Annotated in this window: 25 protein-coding genes; 24 read left to right on the top strand and 1 reads right to left on the bottom strand. The window is 35.4% G+C overall.

Features of this window, described 5'->3' with window-relative positions; translation table 11 throughout:
- The first annotated feature begins 20 nt into the window (after positions 1–20).
- Positions 21–911, top strand: a complete 891-nt coding sequence (locus TY11_RS10445; protein ID WP_042145896.1) for a patatin-like phospholipase family protein — start codon at positions 21–23, stop codon at positions 909–911.
- Between the two features lie 15 nt (positions 912–926).
- Here the strand turns inward: TY11_RS10445 and TY11_RS10440 are convergent, their stop codons facing one another.
- Positions 927–1301: an SA1362 family protein gene (locus TY11_RS10440; RefSeq protein ID WP_042145894.1), complete on the bottom strand. Its 375-nt coding sequence runs from the start codon at positions 1299–1301 to the stop codon at positions 927–929.
- Positions 1302–1516: 215 nt separating this feature from the next.
- On the opposite strand from TY11_RS10440, the gene TY11_RS10435 reads away from it, so the two are divergent.
- The 23 genes from TY11_RS10435 (at position 1517) to recN (ending at position 21223) form a co-directional block, all read left to right on the top strand.
- Positions 1517–2041 carry a YqhR family membrane protein gene (locus TY11_RS10435; RefSeq protein ID WP_369797409.1) on the top strand — a complete coding sequence of 175 codons (525 nt, stop codon included), beginning with the start codon at positions 1517–1519 and terminating at the stop codon, positions 2039–2041.
- A 130-nt stretch (positions 2042–2171) separates the two neighbouring features.
- Positions 2172–3233, top strand: coding sequence for a M24 family metallopeptidase (locus tag TY11_RS10430; protein WP_042145890.1), 1062 nt, complete (start codon positions 2172–2174; stop codon positions 3231–3233).
- Positions 3234–3263: 30 nt separating this feature from the next.
- Positions 3264–3821, top strand: coding sequence for an elongation factor P (gene efp / locus TY11_RS10425; RefSeq protein ID WP_042145888.1), 558 nt, complete (start codon positions 3264–3266; stop codon positions 3819–3821).
- 114 nt (positions 3822–3935) lie between these two features.
- Positions 3936–4877, top strand: a complete 942-nt coding sequence (locus TY11_RS10420) for a hypothetical protein (protein WP_231495806.1) — start codon at positions 3936–3938, stop codon at positions 4875–4877.
- A 988-nt stretch (positions 4878–5865) separates the two neighbouring features.
- Positions 5866–6843: a stage III sporulation protein AA gene (gene spoIIIAA / locus TY11_RS10415; protein WP_042145886.1), complete on the top strand. Its 978-nt coding sequence runs from the start codon at positions 5866–5868 to the stop codon at positions 6841–6843.
- Complete coding sequence (gene spoIIIAB / locus TY11_RS10410) at positions 6788–7300, top strand: stage III sporulation protein SpoIIIAB (protein ID WP_042145884.1); 513 nt, start codon at positions 6788–6790, stop codon at positions 7298–7300. The genes spoIIIAA and spoIIIAB overlap by 56 nt, the downstream gene beginning before the upstream one ends.
- An 18-nt stretch (positions 7301–7318) precedes the next feature.
- Positions 7319–7525: a stage III sporulation protein AC gene (spoIIIAC, locus tag TY11_RS10405; RefSeq protein ID WP_010093209.1), complete on the top strand. Its 207-nt coding sequence runs from the start codon at positions 7319–7321 to the stop codon at positions 7523–7525.
- 6 nt (positions 7526–7531) lie between these two features.
- Positions 7532–7924 carry a stage III sporulation protein AD gene (spoIIIAD, locus tag TY11_RS10400; protein ID WP_042145880.1) on the top strand — a complete coding sequence of 131 codons (393 nt, stop codon included), beginning with the start codon at positions 7532–7534 and terminating at the stop codon, positions 7922–7924.
- 42 nt (positions 7925–7966) lie between these two features.
- On the top strand, positions 7967–9139 hold the full coding sequence (spoIIIAE, locus tag TY11_RS10395) for a stage III sporulation protein AE (protein ID WP_052345798.1): 1173 nt from the start codon (positions 7967–7969) through the stop codon (positions 9137–9139).
- Between the two features lie 11 nt (positions 9140–9150).
- On the top strand, positions 9151–9777 hold the full coding sequence (gene spoIIIAF / locus TY11_RS10390) for a stage III sporulation protein AF (protein ID WP_042145878.1): 627 nt from the start codon (positions 9151–9153) through the stop codon (positions 9775–9777).
- Positions 9774–10397 (top strand): stage III sporulation protein AG, encoded by a 624-nt coding sequence (gene spoIIIAG, locus TY11_RS10385; protein ID WP_231495805.1) that lies wholly within the window; start codon positions 9774–9776, stop codon positions 10395–10397. Before spoIIIAF ends, spoIIIAG begins: the two co-directional genes overlap by 4 nt.
- A gap of 15 nt (positions 10398–10412) precedes the next feature.
- The gene (locus TY11_RS10380; RefSeq protein ID WP_042145873.1) at positions 10413–10952 is read left to right on the top strand and encodes a SpoIIIAH-like family protein; all 540 of its coding nucleotides are present in this window, start codon (positions 10413–10415) and stop codon (positions 10950–10952) included.
- 507 nt (positions 10953–11459) lie between these two features.
- Positions 11460–11945 (top strand): acetyl-CoA carboxylase biotin carboxyl carrier protein, encoded by a 486-nt coding sequence (accB, locus tag TY11_RS10375; protein ID WP_042145872.1) that lies wholly within the window; start codon positions 11460–11462, stop codon positions 11943–11945.
- 14 nt (positions 11946–11959) lie between these two features.
- Positions 11960–13321 carry an acetyl-CoA carboxylase biotin carboxylase subunit gene (gene accC / locus TY11_RS10370; protein ID WP_042145870.1) on the top strand — a complete coding sequence of 454 codons (1362 nt, stop codon included), beginning with the start codon at positions 11960–11962 and terminating at the stop codon, positions 13319–13321.
- Between the two features lie 35 nt (positions 13322–13356).
- Positions 13357–13752 (top strand): Asp23/Gls24 family envelope stress response protein, encoded by a 396-nt coding sequence (locus TY11_RS10365; RefSeq protein ID WP_042145869.1) that lies wholly within the window; start codon positions 13357–13359, stop codon positions 13750–13752.
- A gap of 423 nt (positions 13753–14175) precedes the next feature.
- Positions 14176–14556 carry a transcription antitermination factor NusB gene (gene nusB, locus TY11_RS10360; protein WP_042145868.1) on the top strand — a complete coding sequence of 127 codons (381 nt, stop codon included), beginning with the start codon at positions 14176–14178 and terminating at the stop codon, positions 14554–14556.
- An 89-nt stretch (positions 14557–14645) separates the two neighbouring features.
- Entirely contained in the window at positions 14646–15497 is an 852-nt protein-coding gene (gene folD, locus TY11_RS10355; protein WP_042145866.1) for a bifunctional methylenetetrahydrofolate dehydrogenase/methenyltetrahydrofolate cyclohydrolase FolD, read from the top strand.
- On the top strand, positions 15494–16828 hold the full coding sequence (xseA, locus tag TY11_RS10350; protein WP_042145864.1) for an exodeoxyribonuclease VII large subunit: 1335 nt from the start codon (positions 15494–15496) through the stop codon (positions 16826–16828). The genes folD and xseA overlap by 4 nt, the downstream gene beginning before the upstream one ends.
- Positions 16829–16908: 80 nt before the next feature.
- Complete coding sequence (locus TY11_RS10345) at positions 16909–17145, top strand: exodeoxyribonuclease VII small subunit (protein WP_042145862.1); 237 nt, start codon at positions 16909–16911, stop codon at positions 17143–17145.
- Positions 17145–18029 carry a polyprenyl synthetase family protein gene (locus TY11_RS10340; protein ID WP_042145860.1) on the top strand — a complete coding sequence of 295 codons (885 nt, stop codon included), beginning with the start codon at positions 17145–17147 and terminating at the stop codon, positions 18027–18029. Before TY11_RS10345 ends, TY11_RS10340 begins: the two co-directional genes overlap by 1 nt.
- 27 nt (positions 18030–18056) lie before the next feature.
- Positions 18057–18884, top strand: a complete 828-nt coding sequence (locus TY11_RS10335; RefSeq protein ID WP_042145858.1) for a TlyA family RNA methyltransferase — start codon at positions 18057–18059, stop codon at positions 18882–18884.
- Between the two features lie 160 nt (positions 18885–19044).
- Positions 19045–19494: a transcriptional regulator AhrC/ArgR gene (gene ahrC / locus TY11_RS10330; RefSeq protein WP_042145856.1), complete on the top strand. Its 450-nt coding sequence runs from the start codon at positions 19045–19047 to the stop codon at positions 19492–19494.
- A gap of 13 nt (positions 19495–19507) precedes the next feature.
- Complete coding sequence (recN, locus tag TY11_RS10325; RefSeq protein WP_042145854.1) at positions 19508–21223, top strand: DNA repair protein RecN; 1716 nt, start codon at positions 19508–19510, stop codon at positions 21221–21223.
- The last annotated feature ends 47 nt before the right edge of the window (positions 21224–21270 follow it).

Here is a 21270-nt window from a genome sequence, read left to right as displayed (position 1 = left end):
AAGCGATAAGGAGATATTGTATGAAAATAGACGGTGTCTTCTCTGGTGGTGGTGTCAAGGCATTTGCTTTTTTAGGAGCTCTTGAAGTTATAGCAGAAAAGAATCTAAAGTTTGAACGTGTTGCAGGCACATCTGCAGGATCGATATTGGCTGCATTTATAGCTGCAGGCTACAATATTGAAGAAATGAAAAGACTACTAGATAAATTAGAATTAAAGGAATTCCTAGACCCGCCACTACTGGCTAAAGTAATCCCAGGTAGCAAATGGTTCTTTCTATATTTTCAAATGGGACTAAACAAAGGGGATAAATTTGAGAGATGGGTTTATAATCAACTAGCGGAGCGGAATATTTATACATTTGGTGATTTAAAAAGTGGTTATTTGAAAGTAGTTGTCAGTGATTTAACTTTAGGTAAACTAGTCGTCATACCAGATGATCTAGAGAGGGTTTATGGAATTAACCCTAATGATTTTCCAGTTGCCAAAGCAGTTCGAATGAGTGCTGGTTTCCCATATTTTTTTATGCCTAAAAGAGTATTAGGGGAGAATAAAGTGAAGAGTTTAATGGTTGATGGTGGTTTATTAAGTAATTTTCCAATTTGGGTTTTTGAAAGTGAAACCAATAAACGTACGAGGCCAATACTTGGCTTGAAACTAAGTGATTCCCCAGAACAATCCCATCCAAATAATATTAAGAATGCACTTGATATGCTACACGCCTTGTTTACTACAATGAAGCAAGCCCACGATTCTAGGTACATTGCAAAATCCGAAAAAGATAACATTATCTTTATACCGGTTAAAGATGTTCAAACGACAAATTTCATGATAAACGAAGAGGTCAAAAGTAAATTAATACAAAATGGCCGTGAACAGGCACAAAAGTTCTTGAAACGCTGGTCTACATGAAGAAAGCGGGCTTCCTTAATTGGAAGCCCGCTTTTTACGTTTGGACTTATTCCCATCAATGACACGTAAATGATTTGGGCGTTTTTTTAATCTCTTTTTTATAGGATCCACCTGGTACTTATTTTTAACGGTTGGAGTACTTCTAGATTGTGTGTATTTTGAATTAGATTGTCTGACAGCCTGTTTATACTTTTTGGCATCGGATGATAAATTACGACCTCCAAGTAAAAAATAGTAAAAAAATCCAAAGATTAACAGGGCAAATACGGCGGCAACTAGAATATTGGTTAAGAAGCCTGTAGCATTTGTAAACAATTCCATGATTAGTCCAAATGCAGCTAGCACGACAATCCCAATGATAATATATTTTAGTATAGATTTTTTTCGCATATGAATCTTCCTTTCCAAACTATGTAGCAGATATTTTAACTAATCCTATTTAATATAAATAATCTAATAGAAAGTTATCCTTCTTATTCTAGTATAATTCTTTCCTACTCAACTTAAAATATTCAAGTTCTTTTTTTATCATGTTAATTATTATAAAGGATACAATTTTTTTGCTGTAATTTGATTTGAAAGAGTGGGTAATACTAAAGTTGGAGGTGCATATTTTGGAAGATAAAAAGCTCGAACAAAATAAACCCGAAGATACTTCAACTTTTCTAGGAAGGTCATTATTAACCGGATTCATTGGCGGTATTTTAGCAGGCTTAGCAGGACTATTCATGTATTATTTTAATTTTATGGAAGTCTCTGCAAAATCTTATTTACTTCGTTCTTGGACAACTGCCGGCTGGACGGATACTTGGTTAGGAGAATTGCTTACGATTATCCTAGTTGGTTTGCTATCCATTGGGGTTGCACTAGTTTACTATGGTGTTTTAAAAAAGGTAACTTCCCTATGGATGGGAATAGTTTATGGATTAATTCTATGGGCAATTGTATTTTTTATTTTACAACCGATATTCACAAATGTTCCCAATTTAGCAGAGATGGAAATTAAAACGATAGTATCTACATTATGCCTCTATATATTATATGGTATATTTATTGGCTATTCGATTTCTTTTGATTACCAAGATACAATAGCAACAGCAAATAATGAATCAAAGAAGGTATCTGACTAAAATCATCTATTCCCCAACTAAATCAATATTCAAAGTTGTCTATTTATGGTAAACTGATAAAGTCATAATAAACAATAGACTGAAAAATATTGAGTTTAAATGCTAGTGGCAGTGGGAAAGGGATGAAGAGATGGAAAAAATTAATAAAATTAGACAAGCACTTCAAGAATTAAATTTAGATGCCATAATGATTAATAGCCCAATTAACCGTAGATATGTTACTGGATTTACAGGTTCATCCGGTACAGTTATTGTAAGTCAAGATGAGGCAATTTTTATGACTGATTTCCGTTATACAGAACAAGCCGCTGAACAAGCGAAAGATTTTACAGTTGTAGAACATAAAGCGTTAATAGAAGAGGAAGTAAAGTCTCAATTAACCCGTCTACAAGTAAAACGTCTTGGTTTTGAAAAAAATCATGTCACGTATGCTACATATGATCGATATCGAGACTTGTTAGATGTTGAACTAGTACCAACAAGTGAAGTCATTGAGAAAATTCGTTTGATTAAATCTCCAGAAGAGTTAACAACCTTAAAGAAAGCAGCTGAAATTGCTGACGCAGCATTTGAGCATATTCAAAAGTATATAAAGCCGGGGGTAAAAGAGATTGAAGTTTCCAATGAACTGGAGTTCTTTATGCGTAGACAAGGTGCTTCCGGGTCAAGTTTTGACACAATTGTCGCATCAGGATTCCGATCCGCGATGCCTCATGGAGTTGCATCAACCAAAGAAATTCAAGCTGGCGAACTAGTAACACTTGATTATGGTGCTTTATATAATGGATATGTTTCAGACATTACTAGAACAGTTGCGGTAGGCGAAATTAGTGATGAATTAAGAAAGATTTATGATACTGTATTGGAAGCTCAACTTCGAGGAGTTAATGGAATTAAGCCGGGTATGACTGGTATTGAGGCTGACGCTTTAACAAGAGATTATATAAAAGGACAAGGATATGGCGATTACTTTGGTCACTCAACAGGACATGGAATTGGTCTAGAAGTTCACGAAGGGCCAGGATTATCATTCCGTAGTGAACTAAAATTAGAACCAGGTATGGTTGTAACCGTAGAGCCAGGTATCTATATACCTAATGTTGGTGGGTGTCGTATTGAAGACGATATTATAATTACAGAATCAGGTAATAAACGTTTAACAACATCAACTAAGGAACTTATTCAGTTATAAGCGTTTGTGCTTTAATTAAGGAGGACAATTATGATTTCAGTAAACGATTTTAAAACAGGTTTGACCATCGAAATAGATAATGATTTATATCAAGTTGTTGATTTTCAACACGTTAAACCAGGTAAGGGTGCCGCTTTTGTAAGATCAAAGCTTCGTAACTTGCGTAATGGGAATATCCAAGAAAAAACTTTTCGTGCTGGTGAAAAAGTAGGAAAAGCGCATATAGAACATAAAAAAATGCAATATTTATATGCTTCAGGTGATGCCCATGCATTTATGGATACAGCTAGCTACGAACAAATTGAACTTACTTCTGCTCAAATTGAGCATGAACTAAAATTCATTAAAGAAAACATGGAAGTATCCATGATCCAGTATCAAGGTGAAATTCTAGGAATTGATTTACCAAATAACGTGGAACTAGAAGTAGTAGAAACAGAACCGGGAATTAAGGGTGATACCGCAAGTGGCGGCTCTAAACCAGCTACTGTAGAAACAGGACTCATTGTACAAGTTCCATTCTTTGTAAATGTTGGCGACAGACTTGTCATTAACACTTCTGATGGAAAATACGTTTCAAGAGCATAAGTTGTAAACGCAACAGGAGATGATCATCGATTTTTTTAGGATGGTCATCTTTTTATTAGCGATAATTATCAATATATTCCTAATGATTAATAAAAATGTAGAGGTGATTTTAAAGTGGAAAAGATTAGAGCAAAACAGTTCAATATGACGAAAGACTTTTTATATCAAAACTGTCGTGAGTTGGAAATTGCCCGATTTGAATTTCTATTTGGAAATGGTAGTAAAGAAAATGTAATGGAGAAGCTTAAGTCATTCCAAAACGCTGATGGTGGATTTGGCCATGGAATTGAGCCTGATTTTTGGCTACCTAAATCTTCACCAATGGCAACATGGGCTGGAGGTCAGGTCTTACTGGAAATAAAAGCAAAAAAAGATGATCTAATAGTTGAACAGATGCTTTCCTTTTTAGTAAGTACATATAATGAAGAAACGGGGAAATGGGCCTCTGTAATACCAGCATTCAACGATTACCCACATGCACCATGGTGGCATTGGGAGGAAGGAGCAGAAGAAAGTTGGTCGTTTAATCCAAGTGTCGAACTGGCAGCATTTCTTGTACACTGGTCTGATCCCGAAACTAGATCAGCTCAAATTGGGTGGCGTTCTATCGAAAAAGCAGTGACCTATTTAATGAACCAAACAGAAATGGATAAACATGAAATCAATAACTTTCAGGCATTTATCAAAATAATAGAGCCTCACAAGTCAACATTGAAGACTGAGACAGGTTATTCATATAGGGGAGTTTTAGAAAAAATAGCTGATCTTGCCTATAAATGTATTAACAAGGATGTATCAAGTTGGGATTCAGGTTATGTACCGTTACCATTGGATTTTATAGACAACCCAGAGAGTCCATTATGTGATAAGCTTGGGTCATTAGTGGTAGAAAATTTGAAATTTTATAGAATGCAAATGTCTGAAGAAGGTGTTTGGGATATTTCATGGGGGTGGGGTAGTCATCCAGAAGAATTTGAAAAAGCTAGAATCTACTGGAAGGGAATTCTTGCTGTTGAGAGATATAAAAAATTAAAGGCATTTGGTTATGTCGAATGATAGGAAATTTATACCAAAGAGCAAATGTATTAGGACTACTATTTAAAGATGATTATATTCTCTTGAAGAATTGGTAGGAAACCATTTCAAAGGTAATGGGCCATATTACCGCCCAATAGGCGGAGCGATAGAACACGGTGTACTGTCGACAGAATCTCTAGTAAGAGAATTTAAAGAAGAACTAGGAATCGAGATTAACATTAAAAGCTACCTTTCTTGTATAGAGAAATATTTTCTATTGATGGATAGGTAGGTCATAATAAGTCCTACACAGTATATTTAGGTCGCGAATTAGTGAGTAGAGTACAATAAGAAAGTTGTAGGCTAGTATGGCCATATATTTAGTTTTTACTATTTTTACTGTTTCAGCCAATTCTTCTATTTTATTAGTGTTACGGTGTTGTTTTTAATAGACTGGAGTTATTGTAATAATGCAATACTCAAACTTTCAAGTTTAGTTGCTAGGTTATTATTTTGTAATTTGTTAAATGATTTTCATCTGTTCATTTGTAAAGAAGGTCGTTTCTGTATTGAAGATGAAATTTAGTTTGACTTCTAGGGATTCATTAACATTCTTTTCACTTTCCATCACCCCTATAGATAATCATAGTAATTAAAAGTAATCCTAGAGAATATACTCTCTAAGATTACTTTTTTTATACGGTTTAGATATCCTCAACTATATCTGTGATAGCACCTCTAATACTATCAAACAGCTTTGATATCCATAATACACTATGTAACGTTGAAAAACCGGAGCTAGTCAATCAAGAATTAATAAAGTAAATAGTGAGAATCCGATTGGAAAACAGCATGGAACCATATTGCTGTTTTTTCTTAGGCTTTTAAACGAATGTAACTTTAATCTATTTTTCGAAATTATCAACTCTATTATTTCTCTTTCAACAGTCATAATTATTCCATTAAGACATACATTTACTTATAGAATATGAAAATTCTCAGGGATTAATGGGAGTGATAATAAGCTATGGAGGAGATATTACGATTATTTCCCGATGAGATTCAATATGCCATTAAAGTAAGTGTTGGTAATAGATGGGACAAGCTACAGGAAATAAGGGTCCGGTTACTTCAACCAATTGAATTAATCTTTGATTACGGAATTGAGTGGATCACACAAGCAAGGACAAATAAAAAGGATAATACATTTATTATTAATCAGCTAAGTGAGTTCTCGTTATATCGGATGGAGGATGAGCTTAGGGAAGGCTATATCACAATAGAGGGCGGACATCGTGTCGGTCTAGCTGGAAAAGTAAATACGGTAAATGGTTCTGTGAAAGCAATTCAATATATTACTTTTTTAAACATCCGGATTGCGAAAGAGAAGATTGGTGTAGCAACAAAAGTGATTCCCTATCTTTACGAAAATAGATTTCTTAATACGTTATTTGTTGGGTCTCCACAATCTGGAAAAACAACGTTAATACGTGACGTGATACGGATTATCTCTTCCGGATGGAATCATGTTCCCCCTAAGAAAGTAGGCGTAGTAGATGAACGTTCTGAAATTGCAGCCTGTTTAAAAGGAATACCGCAGCATAATTTAGGTAAGCGAACGGATGTCTTGGATGCCTGTCCAAAGGCAGAGGGAATGATGATGATGATTCGATCGATGTCACCAGAAATATTAGTAGTTGACGAGATAGGTAGTGAAAAAGATGTACAAGCTTTAACCAATGCTATCAATGCAGGTGTTACTGTGGTTTGTACCATTCATGGACAAACTCTCGAAGAGCTAAAGAATAGACCATCTATCTTACCATTATTAGAAAAAAAGGTTTTCAGGCGAATAGTCCTTCTCAAAGGACAATCATCTCCAGGTAGCCTTAAATCGATTTACGATGAAAATGAAAAAAATATCTTTCAGAAATCGGGGTGCTTGCCAAATGAAGTGGATCGGAGCACTTCTCTTCATAAGCGCAACGACATGGCTCGGATTTGAGTGGAGCAATAAACTTACTAGACGGCCAAAGCATATACGTCAATTAATTAATGCTCTGCAAGTATTGGAAGCAGAAATACTTTATAGTCAGCTACCATTACATGATGCCTTTTCTTCAATTGCCAGGCAGATACCGGATCCATGTTCGTCTTTTTTTCAATTAGTTGCTAACAGAATGGTAGAAAAGTATAGCTATTTTGAATCAGTTTGGGAAGAGAGTGTTGCAACTTTTATGGAATCATCCAGTCTTAGCGTAAATGAAAAAGAAATTCTTTTACAATTTGGTAGAACACTTGGCCAGCATGATTTTAATCAACAACAAAAACATATTCAATTGACGATTAAACACTTGGAAAGAGAATTACAAGATGCAAGAGACGAACAGGATAGGTATGGGAAAATGGCCAAAAATCTCGGCTTCCTAACTGGCCTGTTTATCGTGTTATTGCTCATATAGGAGAAAGGGGCACTTGTTATGCTATCAGATGCATCTATATTATTTCAAATTGCAGGTATTGGCATTATTGTCGCGCTAATTCATACCATCTTAAAGCAAATGGGAAAGGAAGAAATAGCCCAATTTGTAACACTTGTCGGATTTATTATCGTACTCGTAGTTGTCATTAATGGTCTTTCAGATCTGTTCCAACAAATCCGATCAGTATTCTTATTTCAAGGGTAATTCTGTATGGATATCATACAAATAGTCACTCTCGGAATTATAGCTAGCATATTATACATCATCTTAAAAGAGATGCGAGGCCCCTTTGCTTTTATTATTTTGTTAATTACCGGTATCGTGCTATTTTTAGCAGTTATTAGCCAAATAGGATCAATTATTAGGTTGATTGAGACTTTAGGGCAAAAAGCGTCCATAAATGGTATGTATATCGAGACTATCTTAAAAATAATCGGTATTGCTTATCTCACAGAGTTAGGTGCTAGTATTACGAAGGACGCTGGACTAAGTGCTGTTGCTTCCAAAATAGAATTAGCAGGAAAAATATTTATTTTACTACTAGCAATCCCAATTATCTCAGCAGTTGTAGAAGCAATCCTAAATTTCTTGCCTGCAGCTTAAGGGGGAGAAAGCTTTTTGAAAAGAAGGAGCGGGTGGTAGTGCATGAAACGGAGTAGCCGTATTCAATGTTTACTAGTTTTTATACTATTTTTTGGACAAACCGTTGTTTATGCAGATGATAAAGTGGAAGCTCCTGTGGAAGATTTATTGATGGAAGATGTCTCATTTGATGGAATGCAGCAATATTGGAATGTTGTTGTCGATGAATATGGTGGATATATTCCTGAGCTTGAGAAGAATAGTCTGTATGATTTCATTAAAGGAAATGATAAATTTTCTATAAAAAATATGCTTACCGGTGGGCTAGAGTATTTGCTTCATGAAGTGATATTAAATGGAAAGCTGCTAGGCTCACTACTGTTATTAACGCTATTTTCTGTTTTATTACAAACGATGCATACAGCATTTGAAAAAACCTCTGTTAGTAAAATCGCATATTTTGTAGTTTACATTGTCCTTATTTTTATTGCCTTAAATAGTTTTTATTTAGCAGTTTCCTATGCAAAGGAAGCCATTAGTATGATGAGTAGTTTTATGATTGCTCTTATACCTTTGGTGCTTGGGTTAATGGCTACATTTGGTAGTGCCATATCCGTGTCCTTCTTTAATCCGATTACAATCTTTTTAATTAATGCAATCGGGATATTAGTTTCCAATTTTATTATGCCGTTACTCTTTCTATCTGCTTTATTAATTATTGTTAGTAGTTTGAATGACAATCATAAGGTAACCCATTTGGCTGATCTATTCCGGTCAATTGCAATCGGTACTCTAGGTATTTTTTTAACGATATTTATAGGTGTTTTATCGGTCCAAGGTGCAGCAAGTGCCATTCAAGATGGTGTAGCAATGAAAACCGCTAAGTTTGTCACAGGAAATTTTATTCCAGTAGTAGGTAGAACACTAACTGATGCTGCAGATACAGTTTTGAGTGCTTCATTATTATTAAAGAATGCGGTTGGTATCGTTGGTGTAGCGATCATTATTTTTATAGCCATATTTCCAGCAATCAAGATATTTGCGATTGCTCTAATTTATAAAATTGCAGCGGCAGTACTCCAACCAATTGCTGATGGACCTATCATCACAAGCTTAAATACCATTAGTAAATATATTGTTTATATTCTGGCTTGTCTTCTAGCAGTTTCTTTAATGTTTTTCTTAAGTATCGTCATAATTGTAACGGCAAGTAATATTACATTACTACTGCGATAGGAATGATGGATTTGAATCTACTAATAAATTGGGTTTCACAAATAATCATTTTTATTTTACTTGCAACCATTATTGATTTACTAATTCCAGCTGGAGGAATGAAAAAATATATAAAATTTGTTATTGGCTTGATATTAATTTTAATTTTTTTACAACCTATTTTTTATATCTTTAAAGTGGATATACAGGAAGCCGTCAGAAACAGCTTCTCTAGCATAATTGACGACGATTCACAGGCATCGGAAATAGAAAATTTGATTGAAATGCAAAAAAGTGAAATAGAATCGTCATCTGGCGCATATATTTTAGAACAAATGGCTGTCCAATTGAAAGATATAGCGAGAGCTCCTCTTTTGGACAACTATCAAGCTGTAATAAGAGACTTAGACTTTCAGTTCATAGATGGTGCAGCATATTCCTATGAGGGGCTAGAAGAGGTCATTGTTTATCTTGAACAATCAGAAGCAGGGGAGGGAACAGTGAATGCAGTAGAGGATGTTGTCATCGATATGGGCGACAAGCAAAAGCATACCCCTACAGAGGAAGTCGATCTTAAGGGGATTGAGAGCTTGTTACGAGAAACTTGGGAGTTAACTGATAAGAAATTAACTGTTAGATGGGAGGGAGGGGCATCTTGATAAAAAAATTACAAGAATTTCTGAAAGAAAAAATTAGTGGTTCTAAAAAAACAGCGTATGTCGTCATTATTGGACTTGTTAGTTTACTAGTTATATTGGTATCCAACATGTTTAATACCTCATCCCAAGAAGATTTGGGACAAGAATTACCAAAGATGGATTTAGAGGCACAGTCCCAATCTGAAGAAGTAAGTTCCCATGAGTCTTCTAGGACTTCCGATGTTAGTGTATTGGAGGAGAATTATGAGAAGCAATTACAGACTATGTTAGAAAATATCGATGGCGTCTCTGAAGTGGAAATTATGGTAAATCTTGATTCTACTAATGTAAAAGTCTATGAAAGAAATTTAATTAACGGACAGCAACATACTGAGGAAAATGACCAAAATGGTGGGACAAGGCAAATTGAGGAAAGCACAGGGGAATCTCAAGTTGTAATAGTAAGGCAAGGTGATCAAGAATCACCAATCCTAGTGTCGACGAAGAAACCCGAGGTTAGAGGTGTCTTAGTTACAGCAAAGGGAGTTGAAAAAGCTACTGTCAAACAGTGGGTGGTAGAAGCTGTCTCAAGAGTGCTCGATGTTCCTACACATAGAGTTTCTGTAAATCCTAAAAATTAAGGGGAGGAATATTTAATGATGAAAAAACAAACAGTATGGCTATTAACAATGCTAAGCTTAATGATTGTGTTGAGTGTGTACTATATGACCCAGAAACCAGGGGATTTTGCTTTTACGAATACTGGCGATGAAAATAATGCGACAGAAGAAACGGCAATGACAGGTGAAGAGACCAACGTGGATATATCACCTGGTGAAAATGAATTATTCGCATCGTTACGTTTGGAAGTGCAAGATGAAAGAAGCAAGAAATTAGATCGATTAGATGATGTTGTTGCAAACAGCTCAGCTTCAGTCGAAGAAAAAAAGAAAGCTTATGACGAGATGGATGCAATTGAACAGTTAAATACAAAAGAGATGATATTAGAAGAAACTATTTTAGCATCTGCTGAATACCAAGATGTATTAGTGCGTGCAGATAGTGATAAAGTGTTTGTTCATATACAAGTAGACGAGCTATCTAAAACTGAAGTTGTCAACATCATGCAAATGGTACGTGATGAATTAGGCGACATTCCTGTAACAGTAGTACCTGAAACAATGACAGAAAGCTAAAAAACTAATTATTAGCATCAAGTCTCGCAGACTTGATGTTTTTATTTTGTCTGTTTTTTAAAGATTTTTATTTAGAAGAAATGTAATTTCGCTATATCCGCTATGCAGCCAATATACACGGAGAGCCTTTGAAAAAGAAGAGCGCTTTTTCTTCATGCGATGTAACCACTCTGAAGCATTTCCTAAGCCGGCGGCCCGAGCTCACCTGATGCCCGTGGCGAGGGAGACACTGCGATGGTTTTTCACGAGCAGATGTTGCTTCTCTGCCAGAAGTAAATAGAGAATGTATATTGGCTCAGGATTTTGATTAACAATAATGTTTACGATTATAGCCTTATCTTAATATTTATTCGCTAATCCTCATAGGACTTGCTATAATTAAAAGTAGTGAAAACGCTTAACATATAATTAAACATTTAATTGTTGATGTTTCCCTAGTTTTTATCGTAAAATACTAAGAGGAGTTATTAGTACCTAATTATAAAAAAGGTAAGGGAGTGCTATATTATGCTAAAAGTACAAGAAATTCGTGAAATAATTAAACTAGTAGATCAATCTTCCATTAATGAATTCACTTATGAAACAAATGGCACTAAAGTGTCTATGAAAAAATTATCTGATCATGTTGTTGTTCCATCTCAACCAGTTGTTCAAGTTGAAAAAGATGTAACTGCAGTTCCACAACAACAACTAGGAAAACAAGAAACAATACAAACGGTAGAAACACCAGTAAAGGAAAATACCGTTAATTACGATTTTGAAATAACATCACCAATGGTTGGAACATTTTATTCTTCTCCAAATCCAGAAAGTGATCCATTTGTATCGGTTGGAAGCTCAGTTTCTAAAGATTCGGTTGTATGCATTGTTGAGGCGATGAAACTATTTAATGAGATTGAAGCGGAAGTTTCTGGTGAAATCGTTGAAGTGCTAGTTGAAAATGGAGAACTTGTGGAGTATGGTCAACCATTATTTAGAGTTAAAACGAAGTAAGGGGACGTGCTAATATGATAAAGAAACTGCTTGTTGCAAACAGAGGAGAAATAGCTGTCCGAATTATTCGTGCCTGCAAAGAGTTGGGTATAGAAACAGTTGCTGTTTATTCAGAAGCTGATAAAGAATCATTACATGTTCAATTAGCGGACGAGGCTTATTGTATAGGTCCTAAAGCAAGTAAGGACAGTTATCTAAATGTCACCAATATTATTAGTGTGGCAACATTGACTAATGTTGATGCAATACATCCTGGTTATGGATTTTTAGCTGAAAATGCCGATTTTGCTGAGATATGTAAAGCTTGTAATATTACATTTGTTGGACCTACTCCAGAAGCTATTCAAAAAATGGGTATAAAGGATGTAGCACGAGAAACGATGCGTCAAGCAAATGTGCCCATTGTACCCGGTTCAGATGGTATAATTGAAAGTGAAGATGAAGCGATCCAAATTGCAAAATCAATTGGGTATCCTGTTATTATTAAAGCAACTGCAGGTGGCGGTGGAAAAGGAATCCGAGTTGCAAGAACAGAAGGAGACCTTATTAAAGGAATTCGTATTACACAAAAAGAAGCCGAGACTGCATTTGGTAATCCTGGTGTTTATATTGAAAAGTTTATTGAAGACTTCCGACACGTTGAAATACAAGTATTAGCAGATACTCATGGAAATACCGTTCATTTAGGGGAACGTGATTGTAGTATTCAACGTCGATTGCAAAAATTAATCGAAGAAACACCTTCTCCTGCACTAAATGAAGAAATTCGTGCTAAAATGGGAGGAGCAGCAGTAAAAGCTGCTGAAGCTGTTAATTATGTCGGGGCAGGAACTATTGAGTTTATTTTCGACCGTAAAACACAAGATTTTTACTTTATGGAAATGAACACAAGAATCCAGGTTGAACATCCAGTAACAGAAATGGTTACCGGCATCGATTTAATTAAAGAGCAAATTAAAATAGCAAATGGTGAAAAGCTATCTTTCAACCAAGAAGAAGTAACATTTGATGGATGGGCAATTGAGTGTCGTATTAATGCTGAACAACCATTTAAGAATTTTATGCCTTCACCTGGGAAAATTAATATGTACTTACCTCCAGGTGGTCTAGGAATTCGTATTGATTCTGCTGCATACCCTGGCTATTCTATACCACCATATTATGATTCGATGATTGCTAAACTGATCACATATGGTCCATCACGGGAAGAAGCAATTGCTCGAATGAAGCGAGCACTAGATGAGTTCCTTGTTGAAGGGATACATACAACCATTCCATTTCATCGATTAATAATGGACCATGAAGTGTTTGTAGGTGGAGACTTTAATACGAACTTTTTAGAAGAACATCCAATTACGGAACCAAATGAAGATTAAGGCTTAAAACTCAATTTTCATAAAGGAGTGACAAAATGGCGGATCAATCATTAGTTAATATGAGCGAAAATACTGGACTTGGCAAAGTAGAAATTGCCCCTGAAGTAATTGAGGTAATTGCTGGAATAGCTGCATCAGAGGTAGAAGGTCTGGCGAATATGCGTGGGAATTTTGCTACTGGTGTAGTAGAACGTTTCGGTAAGAAATCACATAGTAAAGGTGTTAAAGTGGAATTAACTGATGAAGGAATATTAATTGACCTGTTCGTTGTTTTAGAATTTGGTGTGTCTATTCCTGAGGTAGCACAAAAAATTCAAGCAAACATCAGACAAACTTTAAAAAATATGACTTCATTAGAAATTTCAGAAGTAAACATTCACGTAGTAGGACTACAGATGGAAAAAGAAGTAACAGAAGAGGATTCGGAATAAACACGAAGGGTCAAAAGGTATAAATATATCTTTTGGCCTTTCTTCATTATTATTGATTCTAAAGCACATTTTTGCATTCTTGTCTAGGGGAAGACAGGGGAAATGATCGGGGCAGCTATAAACATGGAAACTCCTTGAAATCGAAATGCGCACTTTCTGCGTGAGATGAGCCACTTTCTAGTGTTCCTTATGACTGGGAATTGCGATTTTATCCTACCGAAAACCTTTTTCCCATTGAGGACAGATAAAGGTAGATCCCTATAGAAGAAAGGGTGAGGAGGCTCAACAACCGCTCATGGAATGCAGATAATTTACGGACTATGGACGTCATCTTACAAATACGTAAAAAGTATTGATAGTTTGTGGCGTCCAGTTCATAAAAATGATATGATTTGAACAGAGATTATCAAAGGAGTCATGAAAATGAAACGTCACGAAGCAAGAGAAAAAGCATTCCAAATATTATTCCAATTAGACTTACTAGAAGAAGATATGGAACAAACCATACAAGATAGACTGACAGAAGAAGAAAGAAATGAATTTTTGCAACAAATTGTTAACGGTGTAGTAAAAGAAAAAGAGACCATTGACCAAAAAATCTCAGCAAACCTCGAAAAGTGGTCACTACAACGTCTACCAGCAGTAGAGAAAACAGTATTACGAATAGCTACTTTCGAAATATTATATATAACTGACATCCCAGAAAATGTATCTATAAATGAAGCAGTAGAACTGGCGAAAAGATACGGAGATGAAAAATCAGGAAAGTTTGTTAACGGTGTACTATCAAAGATAATTAAATAAGAAGAATTCATATGCGTCTGGTTAGGAACGTATAACAGACCTTTCCAATCCAAGTTATGGCTAAAAATGCAATAAAGGGGAAGATAATTATGGTAGCTAAGGTTATTAATGGTAAAGAATTGTCCATGGAATTAAAAAAGGAAATAAAGCGAGAAGTGGAAAATCTACACCAACAAAATGTAATCCCTCATTTAACAGTAATTTTGGTTGGAAATAACCCTGCATCAAGATCTTACGTTAATGGTAAAAAGCGGGCTTCTGAAGAAGTTGGTATTAGCTCAGAGATTATCGAGTTATCAGAGTCAGTTTCAGAAAAAGAGCTACTAGATATAATTCATCAATTAAATAATAATGAACGGGTACATGGAATATTAGTCCAACTTCCACTTCCAGAACAAATTAATGTGCAACATGTAATTGAATCTATTGATCCAAAAAAGGATGTGGACGGCTTTCATCCAGTTAATATTGGCAGAATGATGACAGGTCAAGATACATTCTTACCATGTACCCCTTATGGAATTATTAAAATGCTTCAATCTAAGAACATTACAATTGAAGGTAAACACGCTGTTGTATTAGGTAGAAGTAATATTGTTGGAAAGCCTGTTGGTCAATTGTTACTTAATGAGCATGCAACTGTTACCTATTGTCATTCGAAAACGAAGAGTGTAACAGAAATTACGAAACAAGCAGACATACTTGTTGTTGCAATTGGTAGACCAAATGCCATCAATAAAGAGCACATAAAAGAAGGCGCAGTAGTTATTGACGTTGGAATTAATCGGCTAGAGGATGGTAGATTAACTGGTGATGTTGATTTTGAAAGTGCTGCAGAATTAGCATCTTACATAACACCAGTACCACGTGGTGTAGGGCCGATGACTATCACCATGCTTTTACATAATACATTAAAAGCTGCTAAGGAAATGGTTATATGACAGAAAAATATTTAACAGTTACAGCCCTTACGAAGTATATTAAGCGAAAAATGGATACGGATCCACATCTTCGTAGTATTTGGTTGAAAGGTGAGATATCTAATTTCAAATTACATTCAAGAGGGCATATGTACCTTACCATTAAGGATGATCAAGCTCGAATTAATGCGGTTATGTTTGCAGGAAATAATCGTTATTTAAAATTTAAGCCTGAAGATGGTATGAAGGTACTTATACGTGGGGAAATAAGTGTATTTGAAGCATCAGGTCAATACCAATTATATATACAACAAATGGAACCAGATGGAGTAGGATCTTTATATCTAGCTTTTGAACAATTGAAGGAGAAGCTACGAAAACAAGGATATTTTGATCCGAAATATAAAAAGGAAATACCTCAGTTTCCTAACCATATTGGAGTTATCACATCACCCACAGGTGCAGCGGTAAGAGACATTATTACCACCATAAAGCGACGTTTCCCAGTTGTACAAGTAACTGTTTTACCTGTACTCGTCCAAGGCGTAAATGCAGCGGGTTCCATTACGAGAGCAATTAAAAAAGCAAATAAAGGTAATCTCTTTGATGTGATTATTCTCGGGCGTGGTGGAGGCTCCATTGAAGAATTATGGTCCTTCAATGAAGAAGTGGTAGCGGAGGCAATTTTTCAGTCCACAATACCTATTATATCCGCTGTAGGGCATGAAACAGATGTAACGATAAGTGATTACGTTGCGGATTTAAGGGCTCCAACACCAACTGGTGCTGCTGAACTAGCAGTCCCATCACAATATGAGTTGTTAGATAAAATTTCTAGGATAAAACAGTCGTTAAGTAGTTTAATAGGAATTACAGTTAAACAAAATCGTGATCAATTGGAACGAATGTCACAATCTTATGCATTTCGATACCCCGAACAGTTAATAAGACAAAAAGAACAAGAGTTGGATAAAAATCGGGAGCGAATGGACCGTGGCTTTCAGCTTATCCTACAAAGTAAATCAGATCGGCTTTCCAATTATAAAACAAGACTACTAACACAACATCCGAAAAGGCAATTAGATCAAGCAACCAAAGCTTTTCAATTGTTGGTGAAACAGAAGGATCAAGTCATGAACCAATACATAGAAAAGCAGTCTCTACAGCTAAGTAGAGCAATGGATAAGCTGACTTTACTAAATCCATTAGAAATTATGAAGCGGGGATTTGCAATCCCTTATACTTCAAGTGGCGATATTATTAAGTCAAAATCTCAGATAAAGAGAAGCGATCATATTCAGATTAATTTACATGATGGTCTAGTTGATTGTGAAGTTTTGGATATAAACTAGAACCTATTCAGTGGTTTTACCAAATGAATGCTAATACCACAAGGGTGGCCAAACCTAAAACGTGCTATAAGGAGTTAAAAATGGATAAATATAAAGATTTAACCTTTGAAGAGGCTATGGAGAAACTAGAAGAAATAATCGGTAAACTTGAAGAGGGCGATGTGCCTTTAGAAAAAGCAATCTCCTATTATCAAGATGGCATGATTCTCTCCAAAATCTGTAGTGATAAATTAAATCATATCCAAGAAAAAATGGTGCAGATTATGAATGAGCAGGGAGAACTTGTTCCTCTTGATTTACAGGAGGATGAGAACTAGTGGTTGATACATTAAGACAATATATTGACTCAAATCAAAAAATGTTTCAGAAATTGATGACTAAGTATGTACTGACTCTTGATATACCTGAACAACTTAGAAAATCAATGTTATACTCTCTCGAAGCAGGAGGAAAGAGATTACGTCCAGTACTTTTATTAGCTAGTTTTGAAGCGTATTCAACAGAAATAAATAAAACGTATAGTTCTGCATTAGCATTAGAAATGATTCATACTTATTCATTAATTCATGATGATTTACCTGCAATGGACGATGATGACTTTCGACGCGGTTTACCTACTAACCATAAAGTATTTGGTGAAGCAACCGCTATTCTTGCGGGTGATGCACTCTTAACCTATAGCTTTGAAATAATTGCGAATGATCCCCTATTAACAGATAAAGAAAAAGTGTATTGTTTAAACCAATTATCTCGAGCAAGTGGTCCATCTGGAATGGTTGGTGGTCAAATACTTGATATGGAAGCTGAAAACCAAACCGTAACTATAGAAAAGTTGGAGAAAATTCATGCTTTAAAGACAGGAGAACTACTTAAATTTGCAGTTACTGCTGGCGCTTATTTAGGAAACGCTACTGAGGAACAAATATCACATCTTCGGGACTACGCTTACTATTTGGGTCTCATTTTCCAAGTTCAGGACGATATTTTAGATGTAATTGGTGACCAGGAAAAACTAGGTAAGGCAGTAGGTAGTGACGAATCAAATGACAAAAGTACCTACCCTAAATTATTGGGATTAGATGGAGCAATTGAGATGAAAAGTTATTATACTGAAAAGGCATTAACTTTATTAGAAAAAGCAAATGCCCACACATCAAAATTATTGGAATTAACTAATTATGTAAGCGAGCGAGACCACTAAACTGAAAGATAAAGGATTTAAACAAAAATGGGTAAAATACGACTTGATGTTCTACTTGTAGAACGGAATTTAATTGAAACAAGGGAAAAAGCAAAGCGAGCGGTTATGGCTGGTTTAGTTTATTCAGAACAGGAAAGACTTGATAAACCAGGGATGAAGGTCGAAGAGGACATCCCTTTAACAGTCAAAGGAAAATTAATTCCTTATGTTGGAAGAGGTGGATTGAAGCTAGAAAAGGCTTTGAAAGTGTTTTCTTTGGATGTTCATGATAAAATTATGATGGATATAGGTTCATCAACTGGTGGATTTACGGATTGCGCTCTTCAATCTGGGGCTAAGCTTTGTTATGCAATCGATGTCGGGTACAATCAACTAGATTGGAAACTCCGTAATGATTCTCGTGTGGTTGTGATGGAAAGAACCAATTTTCGATATGTAACAGATGACATGTTGGGAAAAGGATTGCCAAACTTTGCCTCTATTGATGTTTCCTTTATATCATTAAAATTAATCTTACCTGTGTTGAAGAAGCTCCTACTTCCTAAAAGTGACGTAGTTGCATTAATCAAGCCACAATTTGAAGCAGGTCGAGAGCAAGTTGGGAAGAAAGGCATTGTTCGTGATAAAAGAGTTCATGTGGAAGTTTTGAAAAAAATCCTCTCATTTGCGGAAGTAGAGGGATTTGAATTATATGGTTTAACCTATTCTCCAATCACTGGTGGGGACGGAAATGTTGAATTTTTAGCTCATTTAGGTTGGGGAAAAGAAGAACCTGCTATATCCATTGAAGAACTAAATCCCGAAGTTGTAGTCAATGAAGCTCATTCAGATTTAAAATCAGCACAGAATACATGAGTATAAGGACTACATTATTGTAGTCCTTTTCAATGTTGGGATTACGACTACAAATGACTGAATTTTTCCTGTAGAGAATTTCTGTTTCGGAGTTAGACAAATAAGGAGCTTCCACAAGTCCGTATATGGATGCTGCGTTTTCTAATACTAGGGGGTCAATATGAGTAAGGTTCAAAGACAAATAAAGATAAGAGAATTAATTACAGAAAATGATATTGATACACAAGATGAACTGGTGGATCGATTGAAGAACTTAGGTTATAACGTTACACAAGCAACAGTTTCAAGAGATATCAAAGAATTACATTTAGTGAAGGTACCATCTAGAGGTGGTAAATATAAATATAGTTTGCCTGCAGACCAGCGATTTAACCCTCATGACAAATTAAAACGTCTGATTATGGATGCTTTTGTTAAAATTGATCATACAAGTCACTTCATTGTACTAAAAACACTACCAGGTAACGCACATGCCGTTGGTGTATTAATTGATAACCTTGACTGGGATGAAATTATGGGTACGATTTGTGGTGATGATACTTGCTTAATTATCTGTCGTACAGAAAAGGACACGGTTACAATTAAAGAACGTTTTATTAATATGCTATAGATGAGGTGACGACATGTTAACCGAATTATCGATACGTAATTTTGCTATTATAGAACAAATGACGATTACGTTAAAAGACGGACTTACCGTTTTATCTGGAGAAACAGGTGCTGGTAAATCAATAATAATTGACGCAATTCAATTATTAGCTGGAGGAAGATCTTCAGTAGAATTTGTCAGACACGGCGAGGAAAAAGCAGAAATTGAGGGGTTATTTTCTATTCACTCTAATTCCCATACCATATATTCCATTGGAAAAGAGTATGGAGTGGAAATCCAAGATAATGAGGTAGTTCTCCAACGAGTAATAACAACTTCAGGAAAAAGTATTTGTCGTGTAAATGGTAAATTAGTTACACTTGCTATTCTGAAGGAATTTGGTAAAACATTAATCGATATACATAGTCAACATGAAACCCAATCCCTAATGAATCCAGAAAATCATATTGAATTACTGGATTTATACAACCTAGCAAAAGTGGAAAAAGCTAAAGAGGAATATTTGGTTCTGTATGAAAAGCTTCAATCATTAAAGAATCGATATAAGGGTCTAAGTGAAAATGAACAGGAAATAGCACAAAGATTAGACCTTCTCGAATTTCAATTAAGTGAATTAGAAAATGCCAATCTTGTTCCAGAAGAGGTTGTTGAATTAGAAAAAGAGAGAAAACAGTTAGTAAATTATGAACGAATCTATAAAGGTGTAATGGACGCTTATAATTCCTTATATGGCGAACAAAAGGGATTAGAATGGTTAAGTATGGCTCAACGGTCACTCGAGGAAATCAACAGTTATGACAAGTTTATTGCATCGAAGTCAGAGGCATTATCGAATCATTTTTATATGATGGAGGATTTAACATTTGAACTTAGTAATTTCATTGAGAGTTTAGAATATAATCCAGACCGTTTGAATGAAATTGAAGGAAGACTTTCAGAGATTAGTCGTTTGAAAAAGAAGTACGGATCTACTGTTAGTGAAATGATTGAATACATGGGTTTAATTGAAGAAGAGATTGAACAAATTAGGAATAAAGACTCCCACTTGCAAAAATTAGCTAAAGAAATGGAAGATCTACAAGAAGATGCTTATTTAGAAGCTAAACAATTACACGATATTCGAAAGAAGGCAGCAAACGATTTAATTCGTGAAGTTCAAGAAGAATTAAAAGACCTATACCTTGAAAAAGCTTCTTTTTCAATTCAATTTTTACCTGAGAACCCAAGCGGTGGTGTTTCACTACATCGAAATGGATTCGATCAAATACGCTTCCTTATCTCCACAAATTTAGGGGAACCACTAAAAGAAATAAATAAAGTTGCTTCTGGTGGCGAGCTCTCTAGAATTATGCTTGTGTTAAAGAAATTATTTGCCAAACATCAAGGTGTTACTAGTGTGATTTTTGATGAAGTTGATACCGGTGTAAGCGGTCGAGTAGCACAAGCGATTGCTGAAAAGATTTTCCAAATTTCTAATGATTCACAAGTGCTTTGTATCTCACATTTGCCACAAGTAGCAGCGATGGCAGATACGCATCTTTTTATTGAGAAAAAAGAAATGCAAAACCGGACGACAACACATGTTTTAGAACTAAGTGAAACTGAACAGATCAAAGAACTAAGTAGAATGATGACAGGAACAAAGTTAACGGACACTGCAATTGATCATGCTAAAGAGTTACATGAACTAGCAAAGAATTTTAAAGAAGTAACCCTAACAACTAGCTAAAATACTTCTTTCATAATATTGGGATTAGAAGCTATTTCTAATCCTTT

The sequence above is a fragment of the Paucisalibacillus algeriensis genome (assembly GCF_000577245.1).
Lineage (GTDB): Bacteria > Bacillota > Bacilli > Bacillales > Amphibacillaceae > Ornithinibacillus.
The sequence above is the reverse complement of the archived record's forward strand: the minus strand, read 5'-3'. Positions and strand labels throughout refer to the sequence as shown.